The organism is Sinomicrobium halophytocola, from assembly GCF_052983395.1.
In genome coordinates this window covers 150,931-176,072 of sequence record NZ_JBRKIT010000035.1, presented here as the reverse complement: position 1 = coordinate 176,072, position 25,142 = coordinate 150,931, and the positions used below count along the sequence as shown (strand labels likewise).

At 43.5% G+C, this 25,142-nt stretch carries 21 protein-coding genes and 4 tRNA genes; 1 reads left to right on the top strand and 24 read right to left on the bottom strand.

The annotated features are described in order from the left end of the window. The first annotated feature begins 42 nt into the window (after positions 1 to 42). Positions 43 to 741 carry a rhomboid family intramembrane serine protease gene (locus ACVBDY_RS14805; protein ID WP_447176236.1) on the top strand — a complete coding sequence of 233 codons (699 nt, stop codon included), beginning with the start codon at positions 43 to 45 and terminating at the stop codon, positions 739 to 741. A 58-nt stretch (positions 742 to 799) separates the two neighbouring features. On the opposite strand, the gene ACVBDY_RS14800 is transcribed toward ACVBDY_RS14805, so the two are convergent. The 24 genes from ACVBDY_RS14800 to ACVBDY_RS14685 form a co-directional block, all read right to left on the bottom strand. Then, on the bottom strand, positions 800 to 1,621 hold the full coding sequence (locus ACVBDY_RS14800; protein ID WP_447176235.1) for a hypothetical protein: 822 nt from the start codon (positions 1,619 to 1,621) through the stop codon (positions 800 to 802). A gap of 228 nt (positions 1,622 to 1,849) precedes the next feature. Beyond that, the gene (locus ACVBDY_RS14795) at positions 1,850 to 2,164 is read right to left on the bottom strand and encodes a DUF3467 domain-containing protein (RefSeq protein WP_123216366.1); all 315 of its coding nucleotides are present in this window, start codon (positions 2,162 to 2,164) and stop codon (positions 1,850 to 1,852) included. Positions 2,165 to 2,243: 79 nt separating this feature from the next. Further along, positions 2,244 to 6,545, bottom strand: coding sequence for a DNA-directed RNA polymerase subunit beta' (gene rpoC / locus ACVBDY_RS14790; protein WP_447176234.1), 4,302 nt, complete (start codon positions 6,543 to 6,545; stop codon positions 2,244 to 2,246). 90 nt (positions 6,546 to 6,635) lie between these two features. Further along, positions 6,636 to 10,445: a DNA-directed RNA polymerase subunit beta gene (rpoB, locus tag ACVBDY_RS14785; RefSeq protein WP_447176233.1), complete on the bottom strand. Its 3,810-nt coding sequence runs from the start codon at positions 10,443 to 10,445 to the stop codon at positions 6,636 to 6,638. Between the two features lie 124 nt (positions 10,446 to 10,569). Further along, positions 10,570 to 10,950: a 50S ribosomal protein L7/L12 gene (gene rplL, locus ACVBDY_RS14780; RefSeq protein WP_447176232.1), complete on the bottom strand. Its 381-nt coding sequence runs from the start codon at positions 10,948 to 10,950 to the stop codon at positions 10,570 to 10,572. 48 nt (positions 10,951 to 10,998) lie between these two features. Next, positions 10,999 to 11,517, bottom strand: coding sequence for a 50S ribosomal protein L10 (gene rplJ, locus ACVBDY_RS14775; protein ID WP_123216360.1), 519 nt, complete (start codon positions 11,515 to 11,517; stop codon positions 10,999 to 11,001). A gap of 25 nt (positions 11,518 to 11,542) precedes the next feature. Then, complete coding sequence (gene rplA / locus ACVBDY_RS14770) at positions 11,543 to 12,232, bottom strand: 50S ribosomal protein L1 (RefSeq protein WP_447176231.1); 690 nt, start codon at positions 12,230 to 12,232, stop codon at positions 11,543 to 11,545. Between the two features lie 19 nt (positions 12,233 to 12,251). Continuing rightward, on the bottom strand, positions 12,252 to 12,689 hold the full coding sequence (gene rplK, locus ACVBDY_RS14765; protein WP_447176230.1) for a 50S ribosomal protein L11: 438 nt from the start codon (positions 12,687 to 12,689) through the stop codon (positions 12,252 to 12,254). Positions 12,690 to 12,757: 68 nt separating this feature from the next. Next, complete coding sequence (gene nusG / locus ACVBDY_RS14760; protein WP_447176229.1) at positions 12,758 to 13,309, bottom strand: transcription termination/antitermination protein NusG; 552 nt, start codon at positions 13,307 to 13,309, stop codon at positions 12,758 to 12,760. A gap of 17 nt (positions 13,310 to 13,326) precedes the next feature. Further along, on the bottom strand, positions 13,327 to 13,518 hold the full coding sequence (secE, locus tag ACVBDY_RS14755) for a preprotein translocase subunit SecE (protein ID WP_447176228.1): 192 nt from the start codon (positions 13,516 to 13,518) through the stop codon (positions 13,327 to 13,329). Between the two features lie 14 nt (positions 13,519 to 13,532). After that, positions 13,533 to 13,603, bottom strand: a tRNA-Trp gene (locus ACVBDY_RS14750). A 69-nt stretch (positions 13,604 to 13,672) separates the two neighbouring features. Then, the gene (gene tuf, locus ACVBDY_RS14745) at positions 13,673 to 14,860 is read right to left on the bottom strand and encodes an elongation factor Tu (protein ID WP_447176227.1); all 1,188 of its coding nucleotides are present in this window, start codon (positions 14,858 to 14,860) and stop codon (positions 13,673 to 13,675) included. A gap of 57 nt (positions 14,861 to 14,917) precedes the next feature. Next, positions 14,918 to 14,989 (bottom strand) — tRNA-Thr (locus ACVBDY_RS14740). Positions 14,990 to 15,030: 41 nt separating this feature from the next. Continuing rightward, positions 15,031 to 15,103: transfer RNA gene (locus ACVBDY_RS14735), tRNA-Gly, on the bottom strand. A 146-nt stretch (positions 15,104 to 15,249) separates the two neighbouring features. Beyond that, positions 15,250 to 15,332: transfer RNA gene (locus tag ACVBDY_RS14730), tRNA-Tyr, on the bottom strand. Positions 15,333 to 15,561: 229 nt separating this feature from the next. Continuing rightward, entirely contained in the window at positions 15,562 to 15,864 is a 303-nt protein-coding gene (gene hpf, locus ACVBDY_RS14725) for a ribosome hibernation-promoting factor, HPF/YfiA family (protein ID WP_447176226.1), read from the bottom strand. Positions 15,865 to 16,060: 196 nt separating this feature from the next. After that, positions 16,061 to 16,951 (bottom strand): tyrosine-type recombinase/integrase, encoded by an 891-nt coding sequence (locus ACVBDY_RS14720; RefSeq protein WP_447176225.1) that lies wholly within the window; start codon positions 16,949 to 16,951, stop codon positions 16,061 to 16,063. 174 nt (positions 16,952 to 17,125) lie between these two features. Further along, entirely contained in the window at positions 17,126 to 17,320 is a 195-nt protein-coding gene (rpsU, locus tag ACVBDY_RS14715; RefSeq protein WP_123216355.1) for a 30S ribosomal protein S21, read from the bottom strand. Between the two features lie 93 nt (positions 17,321 to 17,413). Further along, complete coding sequence (locus ACVBDY_RS14710; protein WP_447176224.1) at positions 17,414 to 18,817, bottom strand: alpha-amylase; 1,404 nt, start codon at positions 18,815 to 18,817, stop codon at positions 17,414 to 17,416. Between the two features lie 178 nt (positions 18,818 to 18,995). Further along, positions 18,996 to 20,135 (bottom strand): acyl-CoA dehydrogenase family protein, encoded by a 1,140-nt coding sequence (locus ACVBDY_RS14705; protein ID WP_447176319.1) that lies wholly within the window; start codon positions 20,133 to 20,135, stop codon positions 18,996 to 18,998. Positions 20,136 to 20,434: 299 nt separating this feature from the next. Then, positions 20,435 to 21,301: a ComEA family DNA-binding protein gene (locus ACVBDY_RS14700; RefSeq protein WP_447176223.1), complete on the bottom strand. Its 867-nt coding sequence runs from the start codon at positions 21,299 to 21,301 to the stop codon at positions 20,435 to 20,437. 25 nt (positions 21,302 to 21,326) lie between these two features. Continuing rightward, positions 21,327 to 21,479, bottom strand: coding sequence for a hypothetical protein (locus ACVBDY_RS14695; RefSeq protein WP_447176222.1), 153 nt, complete (start codon positions 21,477 to 21,479; stop codon positions 21,327 to 21,329). After that, positions 21,476 to 23,149 (bottom strand): sodium-dependent transporter, encoded by a 1,674-nt coding sequence (locus ACVBDY_RS14690; protein WP_447176221.1) that lies wholly within the window; start codon positions 23,147 to 23,149, stop codon positions 21,476 to 21,478. The genes ACVBDY_RS14695 and ACVBDY_RS14690 overlap by 4 nt, the downstream gene beginning before the upstream one ends. A 16-nt stretch (positions 23,150 to 23,165) precedes the next feature. Beyond that, on the bottom strand, positions 23,166 to 24,989 hold the full coding sequence (locus tag ACVBDY_RS14685; RefSeq protein WP_447176220.1) for an amino acid carrier protein: 1,824 nt from the start codon (positions 24,987 to 24,989) through the stop codon (positions 23,166 to 23,168). Positions 24,990 to 25,142 lie beyond the last annotated feature (153 nt).

Here is a 25,142-nt window from a genome sequence, read left to right as displayed (position 1 = left end):
CCGTTTTGGTAACCAATTTGCTGTATCGAAAATAAAAAACCAATGCAAGACCAGAAAACTTTTCATTTTACTCCCTCCACTATACTCTATCCGTTTTTCTTTATGTTAATTCTGTGGACGGTATACTGGATAGAAGTGCGGTTTGGTTATGATTTTTCAGATTACGGTATACTCCCCAGAAAAATATCCGGGCTTAAGGGTATTTTGTTCAGCCCTTTCATACACGGCTCTATAAAACATTTGTACAACAATACCTTTCCTCTGCTCATTCTGGGGATAATCCTCCTCTATTTTTATGCGAGGCATAGCTTGAATGTTATACTGTATGGCACATTGCTTACCGGTTTTCTAACATGGATTATCGGGAGGGAAGCCTATCATATCGGTGCCAGCGGACTTATTTATATGCTCAGCAGCTTTATTTTTTTCAAAGGAATTTTCACCCGTTATTATCGGCTGATAGCCTTATCCCTTCTGGTCGTATTTCTATACGGAAGCTTATTGTGGTATCTTTTTCCCATCGATGAAAAGATTTCGTGGGAAGGGCATTTATCCGGATTTATTACGGGATTTATCCTGGCGGTATTCATCCGGAGCAAACTTCCCAAACCGGTGAAATACGCATGGGAGAGAGAAGATTATGACGAGAGGAACGATCCTTTTCTTAGGCACTTCGACGAGGAAGGGAATTTTATCGAAGATCCAGATGATGAAAATCCGGAGGCCGGAAAAAAAGAATAGCTATTACACTATCCCTCATGGTTAGTGTAATAGCTATCCCGGATATTCTTAATATCGTTTAGAATTTAACATTCAGCACTTCCTGAACCCGCTCTCCTCCTTCATAATATTCTGCGATCCATTTTCCGTCTTTCTGACTAAGCATTCCGTTCTTATCCTTAATGATAAAAACATTGTCTGCACTGGTACTTTGCAATACAAAAATCACTTTAGGAGTACTATCCACCAATTGATAGCCGTTTTCTATCGGTTGGGCATATAATACATTAGTATTGTTCACCGAAGTCACCTTTGTCTCCACTCTTTGTCTAACGTTCTGCGCGGCTACTGCTGCCTGTTTATTCTCTGTAATTTCACTTGCATTTACAGGTGGTGTTGAAGATGCGGCTGGTACCTGCTGCGCTGCGGGTGCAGATGTAACGACCTGGCGCCGGGATACGATAGATAGAGATGGATCGTATGAGTAGTTCAGTTCTTCCACAGAAAGGAAAGCTTTTCGCAACGCATCGTGATAGGCTGCCTTATAATCTTTCTCCTTACTCTTACCTTCTTCAGAAACATAAACCACTTCCCCCCTACAGTTTGTGAGCTCCACCACCAACTTCGTAGTAAACATATTGGAATCATCTCTTACATTCGCTTTGAGGGCAAGGCAGCTGTTTTGCTCCATTTCTTCGTTGAGATTATTGGCATAAACAGCAGTAAAATTATATTTTTCAAATAAAAACTTGGCCAAGGCATTCACCTGGTACTGGTTCTCTTTCTTAAGAAAATCGAACTTTTGGGGCACAATAACATATTTATACCCGTTAACAGTACTTTGCGCAAATCCGGAAAATACCCCGAGTATAACGAAAGCTAATACTATTATCTTCTTCATTGTATTTTATATTTTGTTTGGAGGGAAGTTCTTTCCGGATATAACTTTTTAAAAGTCATGCTTCTATCGTCTTCCGGATACAAGCCCTTTATTTCTGCTAATTTCTGAAATTCTGTCCATATATCCACTATAACCGCAAAATTTAATCCCTTACTTTTCCTAAAAGAAAGGGAATATAATGCCATAAACACAAAAAAGCCCCGAACTTTATAGTTCAGGGCCCATATTTTAAGCTTCTCCCGTAGGACCAAAATTTAAGGGTATCGGCGGCTGGTCATCGTCCTTGATCTCTCCGTGAGCCGATTCAAAACGATGGATATTTTCACCCAGTACTTTCATGAAACGTTTGGCATGCTGCGGTGTAAGAATTATACGGCTTTTCACTTTAGCCTTGGGTGTTCCGGGCATAACACTTATAAAATCCACTACAAATTCGGATATGGAATGATTGATTATAGCCAGGTTGGAATATGTTCCTTCGGCAACACTTTCATCCAGCTCTATGTCTATTTTGGCTTTTTTCGGTGTATTCTGATCACTCATCTCGTACGGTTTAAGATTCCGGGTTAAAGAAACAGGGCCGGGATACATATCCCGGCCCTGTTTTCACTTCTGTTTATATCTAATAAAGACTTGCTTCCTGTTTGCTGCTCATGATCTCATCGTATTCTTCTTTGGACCCTACGATGATATTATCATAATCGCGCATACCGGTACCGGCAGGGATTTTATGACCAACAATAACATTCTCTTTCAGTCCTTCCAGAGTATCTATCTTACCGTTAACGGCTGCCTCATTGAGTACTTTGGTAGTTTCCTGGAACGAAGCCGCAGAGATAAACGACTTGGTTTGCAGCGATGCCCTGGTAATACCCTGGAGCACCGGCGAAGCAGTAGCGGGGATCACGTCTCTTGCTACAACCAGTTTCTTATCCGCTCTTTTGAGGAGAGAGTTTTCATCTCTCAATTGGCGTAACGTCACGATCTGTCCGGCCTTGAGAGCCGTAGATTCTCCTCCATCCTCAACAACTTTCTTACCGAACAACCCATCGTTCTCTTCGATGAAGTCATCTTTATGAACCAATTGTCCTTCCAGGAAGATCGTATCTCCGGGATCGTTGATCTGTACTTTACGCATCATTTGACGAACCACTACTTCAAAGTGTTTGTCATTGATCTTAACCCCTTGCAGACGGTATACTTCCTGTACTTCATTAACCAGGTACTGCTGTACGGCAGATGGCCCTTTGATGTTCAGGATATCTTCCGGAGTAACAGAACCGTCAGACAATGCCATTCCGGCTCTTACAAAGTCATTTTCCTGAACGAGGATCTGGTTAGAGAGTTTTACGAGATATTTCTTAATCTCACCTAGCTTTGATTCTACGATAATCTCCCTGTTACCCCGTTTTATTTTACCGAAAGAAACTACTCCGTCTATTTCGGAAACAACAGCAGGGTTGGAAGGATTCCGGGCTTCGAAAAGCTCAGTAACCCTTGGCAGACCTCCCGTAATATCCCCGGCTTTGGCCGACTTACGAGGTATCTTAACCAATACTTTTCCTTCTTTGATCTTCTCTCCGTCATCTACCATAATGTGCGCACCTACCGGAAGGTTGTACGAACGCAGGGTATCTCCTTTACTGCCTTTGATAAGCAACGTAGGGATAAGCTTCTTGTTTCTGGACTCGGAAATAACCTTTTCCTGGAAACCTGTTTGTTCGTCAATCTCTACCTGGTAAGTAATTCCCTGTTCTACGTTTTCGTAAACGATGCTTCCGGAAAATTCCGAAATAATAACACCGTTATAAGGGTCCCACTGGCAGATCACATCGCCCTTGCTTATTTTCTGACCGTCTTTGATAAATATCTGCGAACCGTAAGGAATATTGTTTGTACTCAGTACTATTCCGGTTTTCTCGTCTGTGATTTTCACTTCAGAGGTACGGGATATTACCACATCAACTACTTTTCCTTCCGCATTTTCGCTTTTTACGGTTTTCAGGTCTTCTATAGTAGCTATACCGTTGAACTTGACATGCAGTTTACTCTCTTCGGAGATGTTACCTGCAATACCACCCACATGGAACGTACGCAGTGTTAACTGTGTACCCGGTTCACCGATGGACTGTGCTGCAATAACCCCTACAGCTTCACCTTTTTGCACCATTTTACCAGTAGCGAGGTTCCGCCCGTAGCACTTGGCACAGATTCCCTGCTTGGCTTCACAGGTAAGTGCAGATCGGACTTCGACACGCTCCAGCGGAGACGCATCTATCTTCTTCACTATCTCTTCGGTGATCTCTTCACCGGAAACTGCAAGTCGTTCTTCGGTTAACGGATCGTAAACATCATGAAGGGATACACGTCCGAGTATTCGCTCTCCGAGAGATTCTACGATCTCCTCGTTCTTTTTCAGTGCTTCCACTTCCACACCTCTCAGTGTACCACAATCTTCGGTATTGATAATAACGTCCTGGGAAACGTCTACGAGACGGCGTGTAAGATATCCGGCATCCGCAGTTTTAAGGGCGGTATCCGCAAGACCTTTACGCGCACCGTGCGTAGAGATAAAGTATTCCAGAATCGATAGTCCTTCTTTAAAGTTTGAGAGGATCGGGTTTTCGATGATCTCTCCACCTCCGGCGGTAGACTTCTTCGGTTTCGCCATCAGGCCACGCATTCCGGTAAGCTGACGGATCTGTTCTTTAGATCCCCTCGCACCGGAGTCGAGCATCATATACACAGAGTTAAACCCTTGCTTATCCTCACGGATACGCTTCATGGCCAACTCGGTAAGCATGGCATTGGTAGATGTCCATACGTCAATTACCTGGTTATAACGTTCGTTATTGGTAATAAGACCCATGTTATAGTTCATCATAATACCATCTACCTGCTCATTGGCTTCGGCAATCATCTGGTGTTTTTCCTCAGGGATAATAATATCACCCAGGCTGAAAGAAAGTCCGCCTTTGAATGCCATTCCATATCCCGTACTCTTTATTTTGTCCAGGAAGTCCGCTGTTGTAGGTACATCGGTTACCTTAAGTACATAACCGATAATATCCCTCAGTGATTTCTTGGTCAGTACGGCATTGATGAATCCGGCCTGCTCAGGTACCACCTCGTTAAATAATACTCTACCTACGGTAGTCTCGAGGATTTTGGTAACCAGCTCGCCTTTGTCATTAAAATCTCTGGTTCTTACTTTAATTATAGCGTTCAGGTCTACTTTCTTCTCATTGTAAGCAATAATTACTTCTTCCGGAGAGTAGAAAGTAAGTCCTTCTCCTTTTACAGCCACTTCGGGAGTACTTTTCCGCTCCTTGGTCATATAATACAATCCGAGTACCATATCCTGGGAAGGTACGGTAATCGGTGAACCGTTTGCCGGGTTCAGGATGTTATGAGAAGCGAGCATCAACAACTGTGCTTCGAGTATAGCTTCCGGTCCGAGTGGCAGGTGCACCGCCATCTGGTCACCATCAAAGTCGGCGTTGAAGGCCGTACATGCGAGTGGGTGCAGCTGGATAGCCTTACCTTCTATAAGCTTTGGCTGAAATGCCTGAATACCAAGCCTGTGCAATGTAGGGGCACGGTTCAGCAGAACCGGGTGTCCCTTAATCACGTTATCCAGGATATCCCATACTACAGGTTCTTTCCTGTCTATAATCTTTTTCGCAGATTTTACGGTTTTTACAATACCTCTTTCTATCAGTTTACGGATAACAAAAGGTTTGTAAATTTCCGCTGCCATATCTTTAGGCAGACCACATTCGTACATTTTCAGTTCAGGACCTACGACGATAACCGAACGTGCAGAATAATCCACCCTCTTACCGAGGAGGTTCTGACGGAAACGTCCCTGTTTCCCTTTGAGGGAGTCGGACAGGGATTTCAACGGCCTGTTCGATTCGGTCTTCACTGCGGAAGACTTACGGGTATTGTCGAACAGGGAATCTACAGACTCCTGAAGCATCCTTTTTTCGTTTCGAAGGATCACTTCCGGAGCTTTGATCTCCATCAATCTTTTCAGACGGTTATTTCTTATAATCACCCTTCGGTACAGGTCGTTCAGGTCGGATGTAGCAAAACGTCCTCCGTCCAGCGGCACCAACGGGCGCAGTTCCGGCGGAATTACGGGGATCACTTTCAGGATCATCCACTCCGGTTTGTTCTCTCTGTTTTGCTGCGCCTCACGGAATGCTTCCACAACCTGAAGTCTCTTGAGGGCTTCGGTTTTTCTCTGCTTGGAAGTTTCGTTATTGGCTTTATGACGAAGGTCATAAGACAAAGCGTCCAGGTCTATTCTGTTCAACAGCTCAATGATACATTCGGCTCCCATTTTAGCGATAAACTTATTGGGATCGGTATCTTCCAGGTATTGGTTATCCTGGGGAAGGCTGTCCAGTATATTCAGGTATTCTTCCTCGGTGAGGAAATCCATCTTCTTCAGTTCTTCTCCTTCGGCGTTCTTAGCATTTCCGGGCTGGATAACCACATAACGCTCGTAGTAGATGATCATATCGAGCTTCTTGGAAGGAAGTCCAAGCAGATACCCTATTTTGTTCGGTAGGGACCTGAAATACCATATATGTGCGATAGGAACCACCAGGTTGATATGTCCTACGCGGTCTCTTCGTACTTTCTTTTCCGTAACTTCTACACCACAACGGTCACATACAATCCCTTTATATCTTATCCTCTTGTATTTCCCACAAGCACATTCATAATCCTTCACCGGGCCAAAAATCCGTTCACAAAACAATCCGTCACGTTCCGGTTTGTGTGTCCGGTAGTTTATGGTTTCCGGCTTCAAAACCTCTCCGCGGGACTCCGCGAGGATAGACTCCGGCGATGCCAGGCCTATAGAGATTTTATTAAATCTTGATACTGTATTCTTATCTTTTCCTCTTGCCATGATGTATGGTGATAATGAATTAAGTGTAATTTGGTACGGGGCGACGGCAACCTGTCCGTAGACGGATTGCCGTAAACCTCGTTGTATAAATTATTCCTCCAGTCTGATATCGAGTCCCAGACCTTTGAGTTCGTGCATCAATACGTTGAAAGATTCGGGCAGTCCGGGTTCCGGCATGGCCTCTCCTTTCACGATTGCTTCGTAGGTTTTCGCCCTACCGATAACATCATCGGACTTCACGGTAAGTATTTCCCTTAGCGTGCTGGATGCCCCATAGGCTTCCAATGCCCATACTTCCATCTCTCCGAAACGCTGTCCACCGAACTGTGCCTTACCTCCGAGCGGTTGCTGCGTGATAAGTGAGTAAGGTCCGATAGAACGGGCGTGCATTTTGTCATCGATCATGTGCCCCAGTTTGATCATATAGATCACCCCTACGGTCGCAGCCTGGTCAAAACGCTCACCGGTACCACCGTCATAGAGATAGGTATGTCCGAATCTCGGCACTCCTGCCTGATCGGTATACTTGTTGATCTCGTCCAGTGAAGCACCATCAAAGATAGGTGTGGCGAATTTCCTGCCCAGTTTTTTACCGGCCCATCCGAGCACGGTTTCGTATATCTGCCCGATGTTCATACGGGAAGGTACCCCAAGAGGGTTGAGCACTATGTCTACCGGTGTTCCGTCTTCCAGGAAAGGCATATCTTCCTGGCGAACAATACGGGCCACAATACCTTTGTTACCGTGGCGTCCGGCCATTTTATCCCCAACTTTCAGCTTACGTTTCTTAGCGATATAGATCTTGGCAAGTTTCATGATCCCCGCAGGAAGTTCATCTCCTACGGAAATAGTAAACTTATCTCTTCGCAACGCTCCCTGAAGGTCGTTCAGTTTAATCTTGTAATTGTGAAGCAGATCGGCTATCAATACATTGGTATGATCGTCCGTAGTCCACGTTCCTCCAACCAGGTGAGCGAAGTCATCCACACCGTTGAGCATTTTCAGGGTGTATTTCTTACCTTTCGGCAATACTTCCTCTCCCAGATCATTCAATACGCCTTGTGAAGTTTTTCCGTTTACGAGGGTAAACAGCTTTTCTATAAGTACACTCTTCAGGTTTTCGAACTTGGTGTTGTATTCCAGGTCCAGTTTGGCGATATCTTCCTTGTCTTTTGCTCTCTTTCGTTTATCTTTAATAGCTCTGGAGAACAGTTTTTTGTCGATCACCACCCCATTCAACGAAGGAGAAGCTTTCAGAGACGCGTCTTTTACGTCTCCCGCTTTGTCCCCGAAGATCGCACGAAGCAGTTTTTCTTCCGGTGTCGGATCGGACTCTCCTTTCGGTGTAATTTTACCGATAAGGATATCTCCGGGTTTTACCTCGGCACCGATCCTGATCATTCCCTGTTCGTCAAGGTCCTTTGTAGCCTCTTCTGAAACGTTCGGGATATCATTCGTCAGTTCTTCCGCTCCGAGTTTGGTGTCCCTCACTTCAAGGGAATATTCATCAATATGGATGGATGTAAAGATATCTTCACGTACCACTTTCTCCGAGATCACGATCGCATCCTCAAAGTTATACCCTTTCCAGGGCATGAAAGCTACCTGCATGTTCCTTCCCAGCGCAAGCTCTCCCTGCTGGGTCGCATAACCTTCGCAAAGTACCTGTCCTTTTGCTACCCGGTCTCCTTTCTGAACGATAGGCTTCAGGTTAATGGAAGTTCCCTGGTTTGTCTTACGGAATTTGATCAGCTCGTATGTTTTGGAATCATCGTCAAAACTCACCAGCTTTTCTTCTTCCGTTCTGTCGTATTTAATAGTTATTCTCTGGGCGTCCACATATTCCACAACGCCATTACCCTCGGCATTGATAAGCACCCTGGAATCGGAGGCTACCCTTCTTTCCAGTCCGGTACCTACAATAGGTGAATCGGGCTTCAGTATCGGCACGGCCTGACGCATCATGTTAGATCCCATCAGGGCGCGGTTCGCATCATCGTGCTCCAGGAACGGAATGAGTGATGCGGATATGGAAGCGATCTGGTTTGGCGCCACATCGGTATAATGTACCTGCGCAGGGTCAACTACCGGGAAGTCACCTTCCTCACGTGCAATAACTTTATCTTTCAGAATAGTTCCGTCATCGTCAAGCGGAATATTCGCCTGGGCGATGAGTTTCTCTTCTTCCTCTTCTGCACTCAGATATACAAATTCGGACACATCCACTTTCCCGTTCTCCACTTTCCGATACGGAGTTTCAATGAATCCCATGCTATTTACCTTTGCAAAAACACTCAGGGAAGAAATCAAACCGATGTTCGGTCCTTCCGGTGTTTCAATCGGGCAAAGACGTCCGTAATGCGTATAGTGTACGTCACGTACTTCAAATCCGGCTCTCTCTCTGGAAAGACCTCCCGGCCCCAGGGCAGACAGACGTCTCTTGTGTGTGATCTCGGCCAACGGGTTTGTCTGGTCCATAAATTGGGACAACTGGTTGGTACCGAAGAAAGAGTTAATAACGGATGACAGGGTTTTGGCATTGATCAGGTCTATCGGGGTAAATACCTCGTTATCCCTAACGTTCATACGTTCCCGGATAGTCCTGGCCATACGTGCCAGACCTACACCGAATTGTGCAGACAGTTGCTCTCCAACCGTTCTTACACGTCTGTTGGACAAGTGGTCAATATCATCCACTTCTGCTTTGGCACTGATAAGTTCTATCAGGTACTTAATAATGGTGATGATATCTTCTTTGGTCAGGACTTGTTTATCCATATCGATATTGAGTCCTAACTTCTTGTTCATCCTGTAACGCCCTACATCTCCGAGATTGTATCGTTGATCGGAAAAGAAAAGTTTATCGATAATTCCTCGTGCGGTCTCCTCATCGGGCGGTTCCGCATTACGCAATTGTCTGTATATGTGTTCTACCGCCTCTTTTTCGGAGTTGGTAGGGTCTTTTTGCAATGTATTGTGAATTATCGCATAGTCGGCCGTTAGACTGTCTTCCTTGTGAAGGAGGATGGTCTTTACATCTGCATCGATAATTTCATCTATATGGTCTTTTTCAAGTATGGTATCCCTGTCGAGTACGATCTCGTTACGCTCGATGGAAACCACTTCCCCGGTATCTTCATCCACAAAATCCTCATGCCATGTGTTCAGCACCCTTGCCGCAAGCTTTCGCCCCAATACTTTCTTAAGACCTGTTTTGGAAACTTTAACTTCCTCGGCAAGGTCAAAGATCTCAAGGATATCCTTATCCCTTTCAAAACCTATGGCCCTGAACAGGGTTGTTACCGGTAATTTTTTCTTCCTATCGATATACGCGTACATGACACTGTTAATATCGGTAGCAAATTCTATCCAGGAACCTTTAAAAGGTATCACCCTGGCAGAATACAGTTTTGTTCCGTTTGCATGGAACGATTGCCCAAAGAACACTCCGGGAGAACGGTGCAGCTGGGATACTACAACCCTTTCGGCTCCATTGATAACAAAAGTACCGCTGGGTGTCATATATGGTATGGTACCCAGATAAACATCCTGTACTATTGTTTCGAAGTCCTCGTGTTCCGGATCGGTACAATACAGTTTCAACCTCGCTTTCAAAGGCACACTATAAGTTAACCCTCTTTCAATACATTCCTGGATGGTATACCTTGGAGGGTCCACAAAATAATCTAAAAATTCTAATACAAACTGATTGCGTGTATCAGTAATCGGGAAGTTTTCCATGAAGGTGTTATACAACCCTTCACGTCCTCTCTCTTCAGATTTGGTTTCCAGCTGGAAGAAATCCTGGAACGATTGAATCTGAATGTCCAAGAAATCGGGATAATCCGGTGTGTTCTTGGCCGAGGCGAAACTTATTCTTTCAGTCTGATTTGTGAACATCAATGGACAAAATTTTGATTAAAATATAAGTATTACAACGCATATAATTATATATGCAAAAGGGTTTAGGCCTAGTTCGCACACAGCGAAAAGACCTAAACCAAGGCTTTAAAGCTCAGGGAACTTATTTAAGTTCAACCTCTGCTCCGGCTTCTTCTAAAGAAGATTTGATTCCTTCTGCTTCGTCTTTAGAAATTCCTTCTTTGATAGCTTTAGGAGCGCTGTCTACGATCTCTTTAGCTTCTTTAAGTCCAAGTCCGGTAAGTTCTTTTACCAGTTTAACAACTGCCAATTTAGATCCACCGGCAGCTTTAAGGATTACATCAAATTCAGTTTTTTCTTCAGCAGCTTCTCCTCCTCCGGCAGCAGCAGCACCTCCGGCAACAGCAACTGCCGCAGCAGCAGGCTCTATACCGTATTCTTCTTTCAATATGTCAGCTAACTCGTTTACTTCTTTTACTGTTAAGTTAACTAATTGTTCTGCAAAATCTTTCAAATCTGCCATTTCTATCGTTTTTAGAATTTTAAAATATAATTGTTATTAAGTGCGTACTTATTCTTTCTCTGATAAAGTTTTAAGGATACCTGCAAGTTTTCCACCTCCGGACTTAAGACCGGAAATAACGTTCTTAGCAGGAGATTGCAGCAATCCGATGATATCCCCGATAACTTCTTCTTTAGATTTAATGTTAACCAGGGCATCCAGTTGCTCGTCCCCGATATAGATCGCTTCTGCGATAAAGGCACCTTTCAACAGGGGTTTATCCGATTTCTTACGGAAATCCTTTATCAATTTTGCAGGAACATTACCTGTTTCGGAGAACATCAGAGATGTATTACCTTTCAAAATAGAAGGCAACTCACCAAAATCTTTATCAGACGCTTCCATTGCTTTAGAAAGCAATGTATTCTTTACCACCGCCAGTTTCACATTAGCTTTGAAACACGCCCTACGCAAATTAGAGGTAGCTGTCGCATCCAAGCCAGATATATCTGCAAGGTAGATATTTGCATTATCTGCCAATTGTGCAGTTAAATCACTGATTACTGTTGCTTTTTCTTCTCTCGTCATGATTAAAAGAATTATTAACTACCAATTAAACTGCCTTAGGGTCTACAGGTACACCGGGACTCATTGTACTGGACAAGTGAATACTCCTAATGTATGTACCTTTAGCTGCAGTTGGTTTTAGTTTAATTAAAGTTTGAATCAATTCATTCGCATTTCCGGCAAGTTTATCCGGAGTAAATGAAGCTTTTCCTATAGCGGCGTGAACGATTCCGGTTTTATCCACCTTAAAATCGATTTTACCGGCTTTTACTTCACCGACAGCTTTAGCCACGTCCATAGTTACCGTACCGGTTTTAGGATTAGGCATCAATCCGCGAGGTCCGAGAATACGTCCCAGCGGCCCTAATTTCCCCATAACACTAGGCATGGTAATAATAACATCAACATCTGTCCAGCCGTCTTTTATCTTTTGCAGATATTCGTCAAGACCTACATAATCTGCTCCAGCTTCTTTTGCCTCAGCTTCTTTATCCGGCGTTACCAAAGCAAGAACTTTTACATCCTTACCGGTTCCGTGCGGTAATGTAACCACCCCACGAACCATCTGGTTCGCTTTACGCGGATCTACACCAAGCCTTACAGCAATGTCTACAGAAGCATCAAATTTCACATTGGTTATCTCTTTAACCAAAGCAGAAGCCTCATTTACCGAATACAGCTTATTTCTGTCTATTTTAGCTAAAGCTTCTTTTTGCTTTTTCGTCAATTTTGCCATTTCCCTTGTCTTTTAAGATTTAAAAAGGCTTCTCACCACTAACCGTTAACCCCATAGATCTCGCGGTACCCGCTACCATACTCATGGCAGACTCTACGGTAAACGCATTAAGATCCTGCATTTTGTCTTCGGCAATAGCTCTTACCTGATCCCAGGTAATGCTGGCCACCTTCTTACGGTTAGGCTCTCCGGAACCACTTTTAATCTTAGCCGCTTCCTTCAATTGAACTGCCGCCGGCGGTGTCTTTATGATAAAGTCAAATGACTTATCTTTATAAACCGTGATAACAACGGGTACTACTTTACCCTGTTTGTCCTGTGTACGCGCATTAAACTGCTTACAGAACTCCATGATGTTAACGCCGGCAGCACCTAAAGCGGGTCCAACCGGTGGCGACGGATTCGCAGCACCTCCCCTAACTTGTAGTTTAACTACTTTACTAACTTCTTTTGCCATTGTTCAGAATTTAATATAAGGAAGCGTCTTTATTTAAGGAAGCAAAAGACACTTCTGTTTGTAACATTTTAAATTTTCTCTACTTGCATATAACTCAGCTCCAGCGGTGTCTTTCTTCCGAATATCTTCACCATTACCTCCAGCTTTCGCTTTTCTTCATTTACCTTCTCAACAGTTCCATTAAAACCGTTGAAAGGTCCATCTATAACTTTTACAGTTTCCCCGACAGCATACGGAATAACCATATTATCTGTCTTCACAGACAACTCATCCACCTTACCAAGCATCCTGTTCACTTCAGATTTGCGTAAAGGTACGGGATCTCCTCCTTTAACCTCTCCGAGAAAGCCGATAACACCGGTAATAGACTTTATAATATGTGTCACTTCCCCGCCAAGATTAGCTTTCACCATCACATAACCGGGAAAATAAACCCTTTCCTTATTTACTTTCTTACCATTGCGTATCTGGACTACTTTTTCGGTAGGCACAAGTACTTCATCCACATAATCGGAATAGCCAAGACGAGCCACTTCGTTTTCGATGTAAGACTTCACCTTGTTCTCCTGACCGCTGACCGCCCTTACCACATACCACCGTTTCACTAATGCTTCTGCCATTGCAATCTATTCGTATGTTAACTTAATTTACTATAATACAAACTGATAAGCTCTCCAAAAGCCACATCAATTCCCCATATAGCCAAAGAAAACAATATAGAAAAAACTGCCACCACAACCATCAACTTCTGCCCTTCAGCCCAGGTTGGCCAGGTAACGTTGTTTTTTAACTCTATGAAGGATTCTTTTATATAACCTACTACTGTCATCTTTTTTTACTTTGCACGGGTGGAGAGATTCGAACTCCCATCAACGGTTTTGGAGACCGCTATTCTACCCTTGAACTACACCCGTTGGTAAAGCCGGAAGAACCTAAACAAGAAAGGTATCTCCCGGCTTTTACTTATAAATTTAAGACCGTGATTAGTCTAATATTTCTGTTACCTGCCCGGCTCCAACTGTTCTACCACCTTCACGGATAGCGAATCGAAGACCTACGTTAAGAGCAATAGGCTGAAGAAGCTCTACTGTAATCGTAAGGTTATCTCCCGGCATCACCATTTCTACTCCATCAGGAAGAGAAATAGTACCTGTTACGTCAGTTGTACGTACATAGAACTGAGGACGATAGTTATTATGGAAAGGAGTGTGACGACCACCTTCTTCTTTCTTAAGGATATACACCTCTGCTTTGAATTTAGCATGAGGTTTTACTGATCCGGGCTTACAGATTACCATACCTCTTCGGATCTGAGTCTTTTCAATACCTCTCAAAAGAAGACCTACGTTATCTCCGGCTTCACCTCTATCCAATATTTTACGAAACATCTCAACCCCGGTAATAGTAGAAGTAAGTTTTTCAACCCCCATACCGATGATCTCTACACCATCTCCTGTTTTAGCAACCCCGGTTTCGATACGTCCTGTTGCAACAGTACCACGACCTGTAATTGTAAACACATCCTCAACAGGCATAAGAAAGTCCTTATCTATATCTCTCTCAGGCAATTCGATCCAGTTATCTACAGCTTCCATCAACTCCATAACTGTATCTACCCATTGTTGCTCTCCGTTAAGAGCTCCAAGAGCTGAACCTTGAATTACAGGACCATTATCTCCATCGTACTCATAGAAACTCAACAGATCTCTCACTTCCATATCTACAAGCTCGAGCAATTCAGCATCATCAACAAGGTCAACTTTATTAAGGAAAACTACGATTCTCGGCACACCTACCTGACGTCCAAGAAGGATATGCTCACGAGTTTGCGGCATAGGACCATCGGTAGCAGCAACCACCAGGATAGCACCGTCCATCTGAGCAGCACCGGTAACCATGTTCTTTACGTAATCGGCGTGACCAGGACAGTCAACGTGTGCATAGTGACGGTTAGCCGTCTGATATTCTACGTGAGAAGTATTAATTGTAATACCTCTTTCTTTTTCTTCCGGAGCATTATCAATCTGATCAAAGCTTCTTGCTTCAGAAAAACCGGCATCCGCCAAAACTTTAGTTATAGCTGCAGTTAAAGTTGTTTTACCATGATCCACGTGTCCAATAGTACCAATATTCAAGTGGGGTTTGGAACGATCAAATGTTTCCTTTGCCATGATTTAATAATTTAATCTTAGTTATATATATTAGTGTTCAAATTTAAGTTCTCCGTGAGCCAACGACGGGAATTGAACCCGTGACCTCTTCCTTACCAAGGAAACGCTCTACCCCTGAGCTACGTCGGCAATCTAACCAGCTTTCTTTTCACAAAACACCGGTTTTACAGAGCGGGAGACGAGGTTCGAACTCGCGACATTCAGCTTGGAAGGCTGACGCTCTACCAACTGAGCTACTCCCGCAATTTTAATAAATTCCAAAATCCCACTCTCTCACAGAACAAAATGATTACATCACTACCGCTCTGTAACCCGTAAAAGGCACCTCTTACGCGAAATTTCCAAAAACACCAACTTAAAAAAATACAGGCTTATTCGAAAATTTCATGTGGGGAGAGCAGGATTCGAACCTGCGAAGGTAAAAACCAACAGATTTACAGTCTGTCCTCGTTGGCCGCTTGAGTATCTCCCCTCTTGCTCCTTATTCTTTCGGTTTCCGAAGTTGATCCGAATTTACGCCGACACCTTCAACAAAAGGGGCTCAAGGATAAATCAACTTCACTTCTTCCGGCCTTTTTCCTATCAACTTCAAAGGTTGTATTTAGCCGAATTCAAACCATAAAAAAAGTCCGCTATTTCTAACGGACTGCAAATGTATATATTTATTTTTTTATTCAAAACATTTTTGCTGAATTTTTTGCTTATATGTGTGCCCTCAGTTTTTCCTTGCGTTTCAATAACACACGTTCCAGTGACCCTACAGCGACATCAAGTCCTTCTTCGAACGTTTTACATTGTTTTTTAACTATAAACTCATCACCCGGAACATGGACTTTAACCTCTACGACCTTGTTCTCCTTTACACTGGTGTTTTCTACTTTCAGATAGACATCCGAAGATACGATCCTGTCGTAGTAGTTGTCCAATTTATCCATCCTCTTCTGAATGAAATTTACCAGTTTTCCATCTGCCGTAAAATTCACTGATTGCATGTTTACTCTCATTGCATTGGGTATTGCGAAACCACTTATATTTCTGCTGTGGTCGTAACCCTTTACCAAATTCACTATTCCCGGCAAGTGATCCTGCACCGGACAAACTCACTTCGGAAAAAGAAGATTATAGTAAGAGCTCGGGTTTGTTGACCGGATAAAATACAGGTGCTTTCTGGGTTAAACATTAATTGATTCCGGTAAAGATTTATTTTTTATTCCTGGGATGCGCCTCCCCGTATACTTTTTTCAATTGCGCAATGCTATTGTGCGTATACACCTGTGTGGAAGCGAGACTGGAATGCCCTAACAATTCTTTTACCGAATTTAAATCCGCGCCTTTGTTTAGTATATGAGTCGCAAAAGTATGCCTCAAAATATGCGGACTCCTTTTCACCTTCAAAGACACCTTACTAAAATAACTATTTATTACCCGATAAACAAGAGTTTCATAGATTTTATTTCCGTTTTTAACTAAAATTAAGATATCCCCGGAAGCCGATGTAGCCACCTCAGCCCTCTTCTCGAGATATACCCGGAGAACATCTTCCATATGCACCAGTAACGGCACCACCCTCTCTTTATTCCGCTTCCCTAATATTTTTATCGTCCGGGCAGAAAAATCGATATCCCCTACTTTCAGGTTTATCAGTTCGCTTCTTCGCATCCCCGTGGCATAGAACAGCTCGATTATACATTTATCGCGAAACCCTTCAAAATCGTCTTCATACGATATTTCCCGAAGCACCGCCCACATCTCTTCTTCCGAAAAAGGCACTTCCACCTTTTTCGGGGTTTTGAGCGACTTGTGCCCAGCAAGCGGATTCACCTCTATAGCTTTTATTTTAATGAGAAACCTGTAATACGCATTCAGCGAAGCTGTTTTACGGTTTATGGTCCGGTTAGAGATCCCTTCATCCACCATTTCTACAATCCAACTTCGCACCATGGAATAGGAAGCAGTCTCAATACCGGAAACGTCATATCCCGAAATACAGAAGTCCGAGAAGAAATGCAGATCCCTCTCATAAGCACCAATCGTGTGCTCCGAATATTTTTTTTCAAAGCGCAGGTATTCAAGAAAAGACAAAACAGACATATTGAAAACCTTTTGAAAGACAAAGTTAACAAACTGAACCCGTTTAAAAGAACGAAGAAGAAAGGTTTTAACAGATAAGAGACAAACCCGGATCATGCCCCAAAAAAAGACATAAAAAAACTCCCGCATTTAAAATACGGGAGATCTATATTATAGCATGAAAAACAACCAGGATTAAATATCTTCCTGATCTCTCAAATGCTGAATGTATTGCGCTTTCTGAATTTGAGTTCTTTTCTTCACTGAAGGTTTAGTGAACTGTTGCCTGGTACGCAACTGACGCATAGTCCCTGTACGATCAAATTTTCTCTTGAAACGTTTCAGTGCTCTGTCTATATTTTCGCCTTCTTTTATCGGTATTATTAACATATCTTTACCACCCCCTCTCATTTAGGATTGCAAACTTACGACATTAAAGTTTATACTTCCAAATTATTTCATCTTTTTTACTGTACAAAAAGTCTATTTCAAAGACCAGACGGAATACCCTTTTGAGGGCGCTTCTATTTTAACCCTTTTGTCAGCTTCCGTTACTGGTTCCCAACCGGAATGTCCCGTATAATCTTTTATAACAGAATTACCCCAGTTGGTGTCTACCCATTTTTCCTGCCGGGAGCCGGAGTTATTTATATAGACTATAATTCCCTGATTATTGTGTCCGTTTCTCCGGGCAATATATTCGTCATTATCACTATACAGGATATCCGTACTTCCACCTGCCAGGTTATTATGTATCCAAATCAGATTGTTTAACTTATCTTTATCCAGCCATTCCTCATAATCCCTGTAAAAAACAGTCGGATACCCTTCGTGCGTGAGTATGTAGGCATAAGCCAGCATTTTACCGTAATAGATCTCATCCGTATCGTGATTCGTCACAAAAGTAACGGACCGCATCGCATTTCGCTTCCACAGCATATCATCGTTCAGCCTGGTAAGATCATTCCCTTCAAAAGCATCGCGCATCCTGTAGTAACAAGCAAAATCAAAAGCGCTGGCCCCGGCCTCTCCAGCCCACCAGTCCAGTGTAGCTGCATTACCGTCCCAGTATTCCCCGACAGCAAAACCACCCATCTCATCTGTCCATGCCTTCACAACCCAGGGCTCAAAGCCCTTGACATAATCAAACCTCCAGCCATCAAAACCTATTTGATCCCTGTAGTATTTTGCAACGGAATTCACGTCTTTCCACAGCCAGTTCTGAACATTTTCCTTATGATGACACAAATCGGCAAAACCTCCGAAGGTCCCGCTGTCACTGGAGTGGTAATCATTGGGATGAAAGTCGTACATATCCCGGTAAAACATTCCCGAAGCAGGGTTATAATCCGTATATGTCTGACCTCCCGTAAAAATATTATCCTCTGCATCTCCCCCACTGTTGTGATTGATAACAATATCGGCTATTACATTCAAACCATTCTGATGCGCTTCACCGACAAGACTTATCAATTCGGAAGCTGACCCGAACCTGGTCTCTACACTCCCCATCTGGTCGTATTGCCCGAAGTCGAAGTAATCAAAAGGATCATATCCCATGGAATACGCACCGTTATGCGCCTTGGAAACAGGCGGTAGCCATATGGCATCCATTCCGGCATTACTCCAGTCCGCCACCTTATCTTTCACATTATTCCACCAGGTACCACCCTCGGGAACATCCCAGTAAAAAGCCTGCATCATTACACCGGACCCTATTACTTTCAGCCCTTCACGGGCAGACATCACATAATGTTCTTCCGGCTGCTGACCTATTCCTTTATCCTCCGGATCCGGTTCCGGTGTACAGCCGGAAAGAACAACGGCCAAAACAGGAAAAACAATCAGCCGTTTCGTAATTATCGATTTTAAAGGTAAAATTTTCATTTTTTAAGTGTTTTACATATTGATTATTGATAAATCTACAAAAAACAACCATGTTAAAAACATCAATAAAAAATGAAAACGTTTTCGTGTTGAAAACTTTTGCAAAAACATACTTCCAATAAAAAAGCCCGCAATTCAGCCGACTTTCATATATACTTTTACAATAAACAACTATTCCTTATCTCAGGATTTGCCTTGAAATAACTACTTTTTGTATCTCCGTAGTCCCTTCCCCGATTGTACACAACTTGGAATCCCTGTAAAATTTCTCTACCGGAAAATCTTTGGTATACCCATACCCGCCATGTATCTGAACAGCCTCATTAGCAATTTTCACACAAGCTTCTGACGCGTACATTTTTGCCATAGCACTGATCTTGGTTATATCCCTTCCCGCATTCTTACCAAAGGCCGCTTTGTGCAGTAACAGTTCCGAAACTTCTATTTCCGTGGCCATGTCTACCAGTTTAAAGGAAATCCCCTGGAATTCACAGATCGGCTTTCCGAATTGCACTCTTTCTTTCGAATATTTCAGTGCAGCTTCATAAGCACCTCTCGATACCCCCAGAGACAATGCACCTATGGATATCCGTCCGCCGTCCAACACTTTCATAGACTGTATAAAACCTTCTCCCACATTCCCCAACCTGTTAGCATCGGAAACCCTGCAGTTGTCAAAAACCAATTCCGCCGTTTCACTGGCCCGCATGCCCAGTTTGTCTTCTTTCTTTCCGCTACCGAATCCTGGCGTCCCTTTTTCCACAACAAAGGCGGTCATTCCCCTGGAATCTCCTTTTTCCCCCGTACGGACGATCACCACAGCTACGTCGCCACTCTTTCCGTGGGTAATAAAGTTCTTTGCCCCGTTCAGCACCCATTCGTCCCCTTCTTTAACTGCAGTGGTACTCATTCCTCCGGCATCGGAACCCGTATTGTGTTCCGTAAGCCCCCAGGCCCCAATCCATTCACCCGTTGCCAGCTTTGGCAACCACTTCCGTTTTTGTTCTTCACTGCCAAATTCCAGGATGTGGTTTGTACAAAGGGAATTATGCGCGGCCACGGACAATCCTATGGAAGGGTCTACTCTAGATATTTCTTCAATAACCGCTATATATTCATGGTATCCCAGTCCGGAACCACCATACTCTTCAGGAACAAGAACACCCATAAAACCAAGTTCCCCGGCTTTTTTAAACACTTCCACAGGAAACACCTGCTTTTCATCCCACTCCATGATGTGGGGCCTTATAAACTGTTCCGCAAACTCTCTTGCAGAGGCCTTCACCATTTGCTGGGTTTCCGAGTAATCGAAATTCATCGCGGTATTTATATCGACATTCATTTAACCAATTATTTAATTAAATATATGATAATCAAGTTACAAAACACTACAAAAATACGATGTTCAAAAGTATAAAGCAAGCTATAAATACTAAATTAAAGATAAAAAAACAGGAGGTGAATTCCACAACCTCCTACATTATTTAAACGCTATAACGAGAATAATCGACCGATAGTGCCCTTACGGTTATCTGAATTATGAAGAAAAACCTCCAGAATGTAGTTCTCTCCTTCGTTTCCCCGCTTTTTGCCGTATTCCTGTTTTCACACCATTTATTATTGTGCCGTCAAATATAGTTTAATTCTGTCAATTTTCTTCCCGCGGAAATCTTCAATTTTACGGAGTTCATCTACCGATTTTATCTTATCGACCATCGTCCTGTAAGCGATTATTTTCCCCGCTTCTTCCCAACTCAGGTATATCAGGGAGGCCAGGTCTTTACGGGATGCGGAATTGATGTCCAGTTTCTCAATTGCTGGCAACTCAACAACTTCAAACTGCTCCATGATGCTCTCTACCGTTACGGAATCCAATCCGTAAACTTCATAAAGCTGTGCATCAAGAAAGAAACCACCGAGCAGATCCCTGTACTTAACAATGCGGGCAGAAAGCTTTTCGCCGATCCCGGAAACAACCCTTAAATCCCGGGCAGTAGCCTGATTAAGGTCCTGCTTGATTTTGCTTTGCACAACCGGTTTTCCGGAAGAGACAGGCTGTTTTGATCGTTTCCTTTTCGCAAAATCGGGAAACCGGAAATAAGGGGATATTTTGTGCAACAAAGAGTCGGAGACCCCGGTAATTTCAGCAAATTCCGAAACGGAATGCACAAATCCACCTGTCTCCCTGTAGGCATAAAGCCTGTCTATTTCGACCACACTCATCCCCAACATGTACGCCTTGTGGTCAGAAAGGTAATTGGGATTAAAGGGATATACGGTATCCTTCTTCCTTCCCCGGGTGCGAAGTGAATCTATTCTTGCCCGGAAAACATTCAATCCGTCTTCTTTAACTTCTTCCTTTTTTGTTGTAAACAGAAAACCGGATGCGATATATACGCCCTGAACTACCAGGATAAGTATTAACAAAAAGAAAATCCCACTTCTCTCTTTCTTATCGAAACGGAAGTGGGACCATATCTTCATGACATTGTATTATTTAGCCGGGCATTTATTCCTGCCGTGGCGTTACATCATCGTTTTCCGAATAAGAATCCGGTTCCTGTTTAGGCGGCGTTACCATAACCTTGTAAAAGAAATATCCAGCGATGGCTGTTACTACACCCTGTGCAAGTATCATGGTTATTAATGCTGTTATATTCATACTCTTGTTACCCTCCCTTCTCTGACTCTTTTCTTATAAGATACATAAATTAATACTAAAATAAATATCAGCAGTGCCAAAAGGAATCCTCTGGCCATATTTACCGCAGAAAGATTATCCTGCAATCTCTGGATCTCCATAGGGTCTGTCGCTTCCGCAATCTGTTGCCTGAGCCCTGTATTAGTGATCTTGTTAATTATGGAAAGATTATCCAGCGTCCATCCGTTTCCGGAGAACAGGCTACGGATATTACCTGACCAATCGTTCCCTTTCGGGGCAAATAGTGTTCCCAGGAAAACCACAATTAATATCACCGGGGTCACAAACTTGATTATGTATTTATAGATACCCGGAATTTTTATATCGGCTCCCATATTGATCTCTCTCCATCCCTTCTTCAGACCAAATACCCACGAAAAGAGTATGGTTTCCATCATGGCAAAGACGACAAGGCTTACCGTTCCGGCCCAATAATCATATTCATCAAAGACCCCTTCCTGGAAGAAAAACACGGTTGGCAAGCCCATTATAAGGGTTACCAGACCAAAAGCCCAGGCTCCTTTTTTCCGGTTCCAGCCAAATTCGTCCTGCATAAAACTCACACAAGGTGTTCCCATGGCAAGAGAACTGGTTATGCCGGAGAAGAACAATAAGCCAAACCACATGACCCCGGCAATGGCCGCGAATAATGTTCCCCATTGCTGGAAGAGATACGGCATGGTCTGGAAGGCCATACCGAAACCGGCATTTTCCATTACCCAGTCCATCCCCAGATATCCCGCAGCTATGGGAATAACAATAGAACTTCCTATAGCCACTTCTATAAATTCATTCATAAAACCTGCTGAAACGGAGTTCAGAGCAATGTCATCCTTACTTTTTACATAAGCGGCATAGCAGTGCACGGTACCCATTCCCACGGAAAGCGTAAAGAATATCTGCCCGGCCGCGGCCATCCACACTTTAAGATCCAGTATGGATTCGTATTGCGGTGTCCATAGAAAGTTCAATCCGTCCCAGGCATTGGCATCCGGGAATGTTTCCGAAGCACCGCTCGTTCCAAGAGTTAGCCCTCTTACAGCAAGTACTACTCCGAAAAGAATAAGCAAAGGCATTCCTATTTTGGCCACTTTCTCCACTCCTCCAAGCCCTTTGGAAAGCACATATACATTAATGGCCAGACAGAGTATATAGAAAATAACGGCTTCATAAGGAATTCCCGTGGTACTGTGAAGAACATCGGTATAAGACAGGAAGAAGTTGGCAACATCGGACTGGTCCATCCCTATAAAAGTTCCTTTTACGGAATGCAATACATAAGACATCGTCCACGATTCTATATAGGCGTAATAAGCAGCTACGGCAATATTGGTAAATATACCGAATACACCTATATACTTCAGCACCCTTCCTTTGGTCATCGTATCGAGGATGTAAGGGGTACTGTGATTGCCAAACCGTCCTCCGTATCTCCCGGAAGACCATTCTATAAACAACAAAGGAATCCCCATCAAAAGAAAACATACCAGGTAGGGTATGATAAAAGCTCCCCCTCCGTTTTGCACTGCCTGCACCGGAAAACGTAAAAAATTCCCCAGTCCCACGGCGTTCCCTGCCATTGCAAGAATAAGCCCAACCCTGGATCCCCAGGATTCTGTAGTTTTTGTCATACTTCAACAATAATAATTAGCTCTCCTTCTTAGCTGCCTTCACCGGCTGCGGTTTTTTGAAAAGTTCATTGGCATTCAGCTTACGCACATATTCTTTCAGGTCCGCACGGACTTCACCGGACATAATGTACAATCCAATAATATTTGGCAATGCCATGGCCAGGAGCATCATGTCCGAAAATTCAAGAACAGCACCCAAACTAATGGAAGCGCCCAAAACTACAAACATTAGAAATAATATCTTGTATACAAACTCTACTCTTTTACTTTTTCCGAAAAGAAATGTTGCGGCACGCATACCGTAGTAAGACCATGAGATAGCTGTAGAAAAGGCAAAAAGAAATACGGCCAGGGCCAGTACGTAGGGGAACCAGCTTATTACACTACCAAAGGCTGCGGACGTTAACTGTGCTCCACCAAGACCTTCCGCACCTTGATAAACTCCTGTAAATATCAGTACAAGAGCGGTAAGCGTACAAACCACTATCGTATCGATAAAAGGTTCGAGCAGGGCGACAAAACCTTCGGAGACCGGGTGTTTTGTTTTGGCAACGGAGTGTGCTATGGCGGCAGAGCCTACACCGGCCTCATTAGAGAATGTTCCGCGGCGGAACCCTTGTATGAGCACTCCTATAATACCGCCTTTTAACGCTCCGGGATCAAAAGCTCCCTCAAATATCTCCATAAAGGCGCTGCCAATATGACTGATGTGCATAAATATAACAACCAAGGCAAAAAAGACATAAACAGATGCCATGAAAGGCACAATCTTTTCCGTTACCTTGGCTATACTTTTTATTCCTCCCAGGATTACCGCACCTACCAGTATGGCCATAATAACGCCAAACCAGAAGCCATTGCCTTCAAGGACCGGGAACTGTCCCTGTAACTGATCGAAGGCCTGGTTGGATTGGAACATGTTTCCGGAACCGAAAGAAGCACCTATACATAATACCGCAAAAACCACGGCCAGTACTTTTCCGAATTTTTCTTTTCCACGAGCTTTCAGCCCTTTGACCAGGTAACTCATCGGACCACCGAAAACCCTACCGTCGGTATGGATCTCCCTGTACTTTACACCCAGGGAGCATTCCACGAATTTAGAAGACATTCCCAAGAACCCGGCAAGTATCATCCAAAAGGTAGCCCCAGGACCTCCCACTGCGATAGCTATAGCTACCCCAGCAATATTTCCCAGACCAACCGTACCTGAAACCGCAGTTGCCAATGCCTGGAAATGCGTCACCTGTCCGGGAGCCTCGGATTCATCATAATGACCCCGGGCCAGTTGTATAGCGTGTTTAAAACCACGGATATTGATGAACTTCATACGAAGTGTAAAGAATAGTCCTCCTATAATAAGCCATATCACAATAAAAGGTACGGAGATCGTACGCGGATCACCATTTGGGTATAAAAGCGGCATACCGTTGTCATCGTACATTACCGGGTCGTACATCCCTATAGCTGCAAAAGGATCCCAAAACAAAACGGAACCAATTGCATCTACTATAGGCTGCGTGGTTCCGTTAAAAATTTCTGTTATGGACTGTGCGGGTACTTCATACTTTTTGGAGACAGACAGTCCGTTTGCATCTGTGACCGTTACCGTATACGGAATTCCCTCCGTCAGTCCTGATGCCGTGTCGGACTTTAATGGGGTAGACGGGTTGCTCCACTTATATGTGTACGGCTCCTGACCTCCTTCCACCTGGATCTTTATCCGGGCATCATTGATGACCTTCGAAGGATTTTCCAGGGTTTCTTTTAAGGTTAGTTCTTGTGAAAATACTGTAAAAGAAGTTAATGTTAAGAGAAGAGAGAGAAATTTATTTCTCATAAAATGCATATTTAAATTTTAGATTAGAGTTAGTGTAAATCCTTAAGTACGTATTATAAAAAATTATTTCAAATTTATGAAATAAAGGGTAATTCGTTAAAAGGGAGCAATATCCAAAAAAAAAGGGTCTAAATCAAGTTTTGTATTCGATTT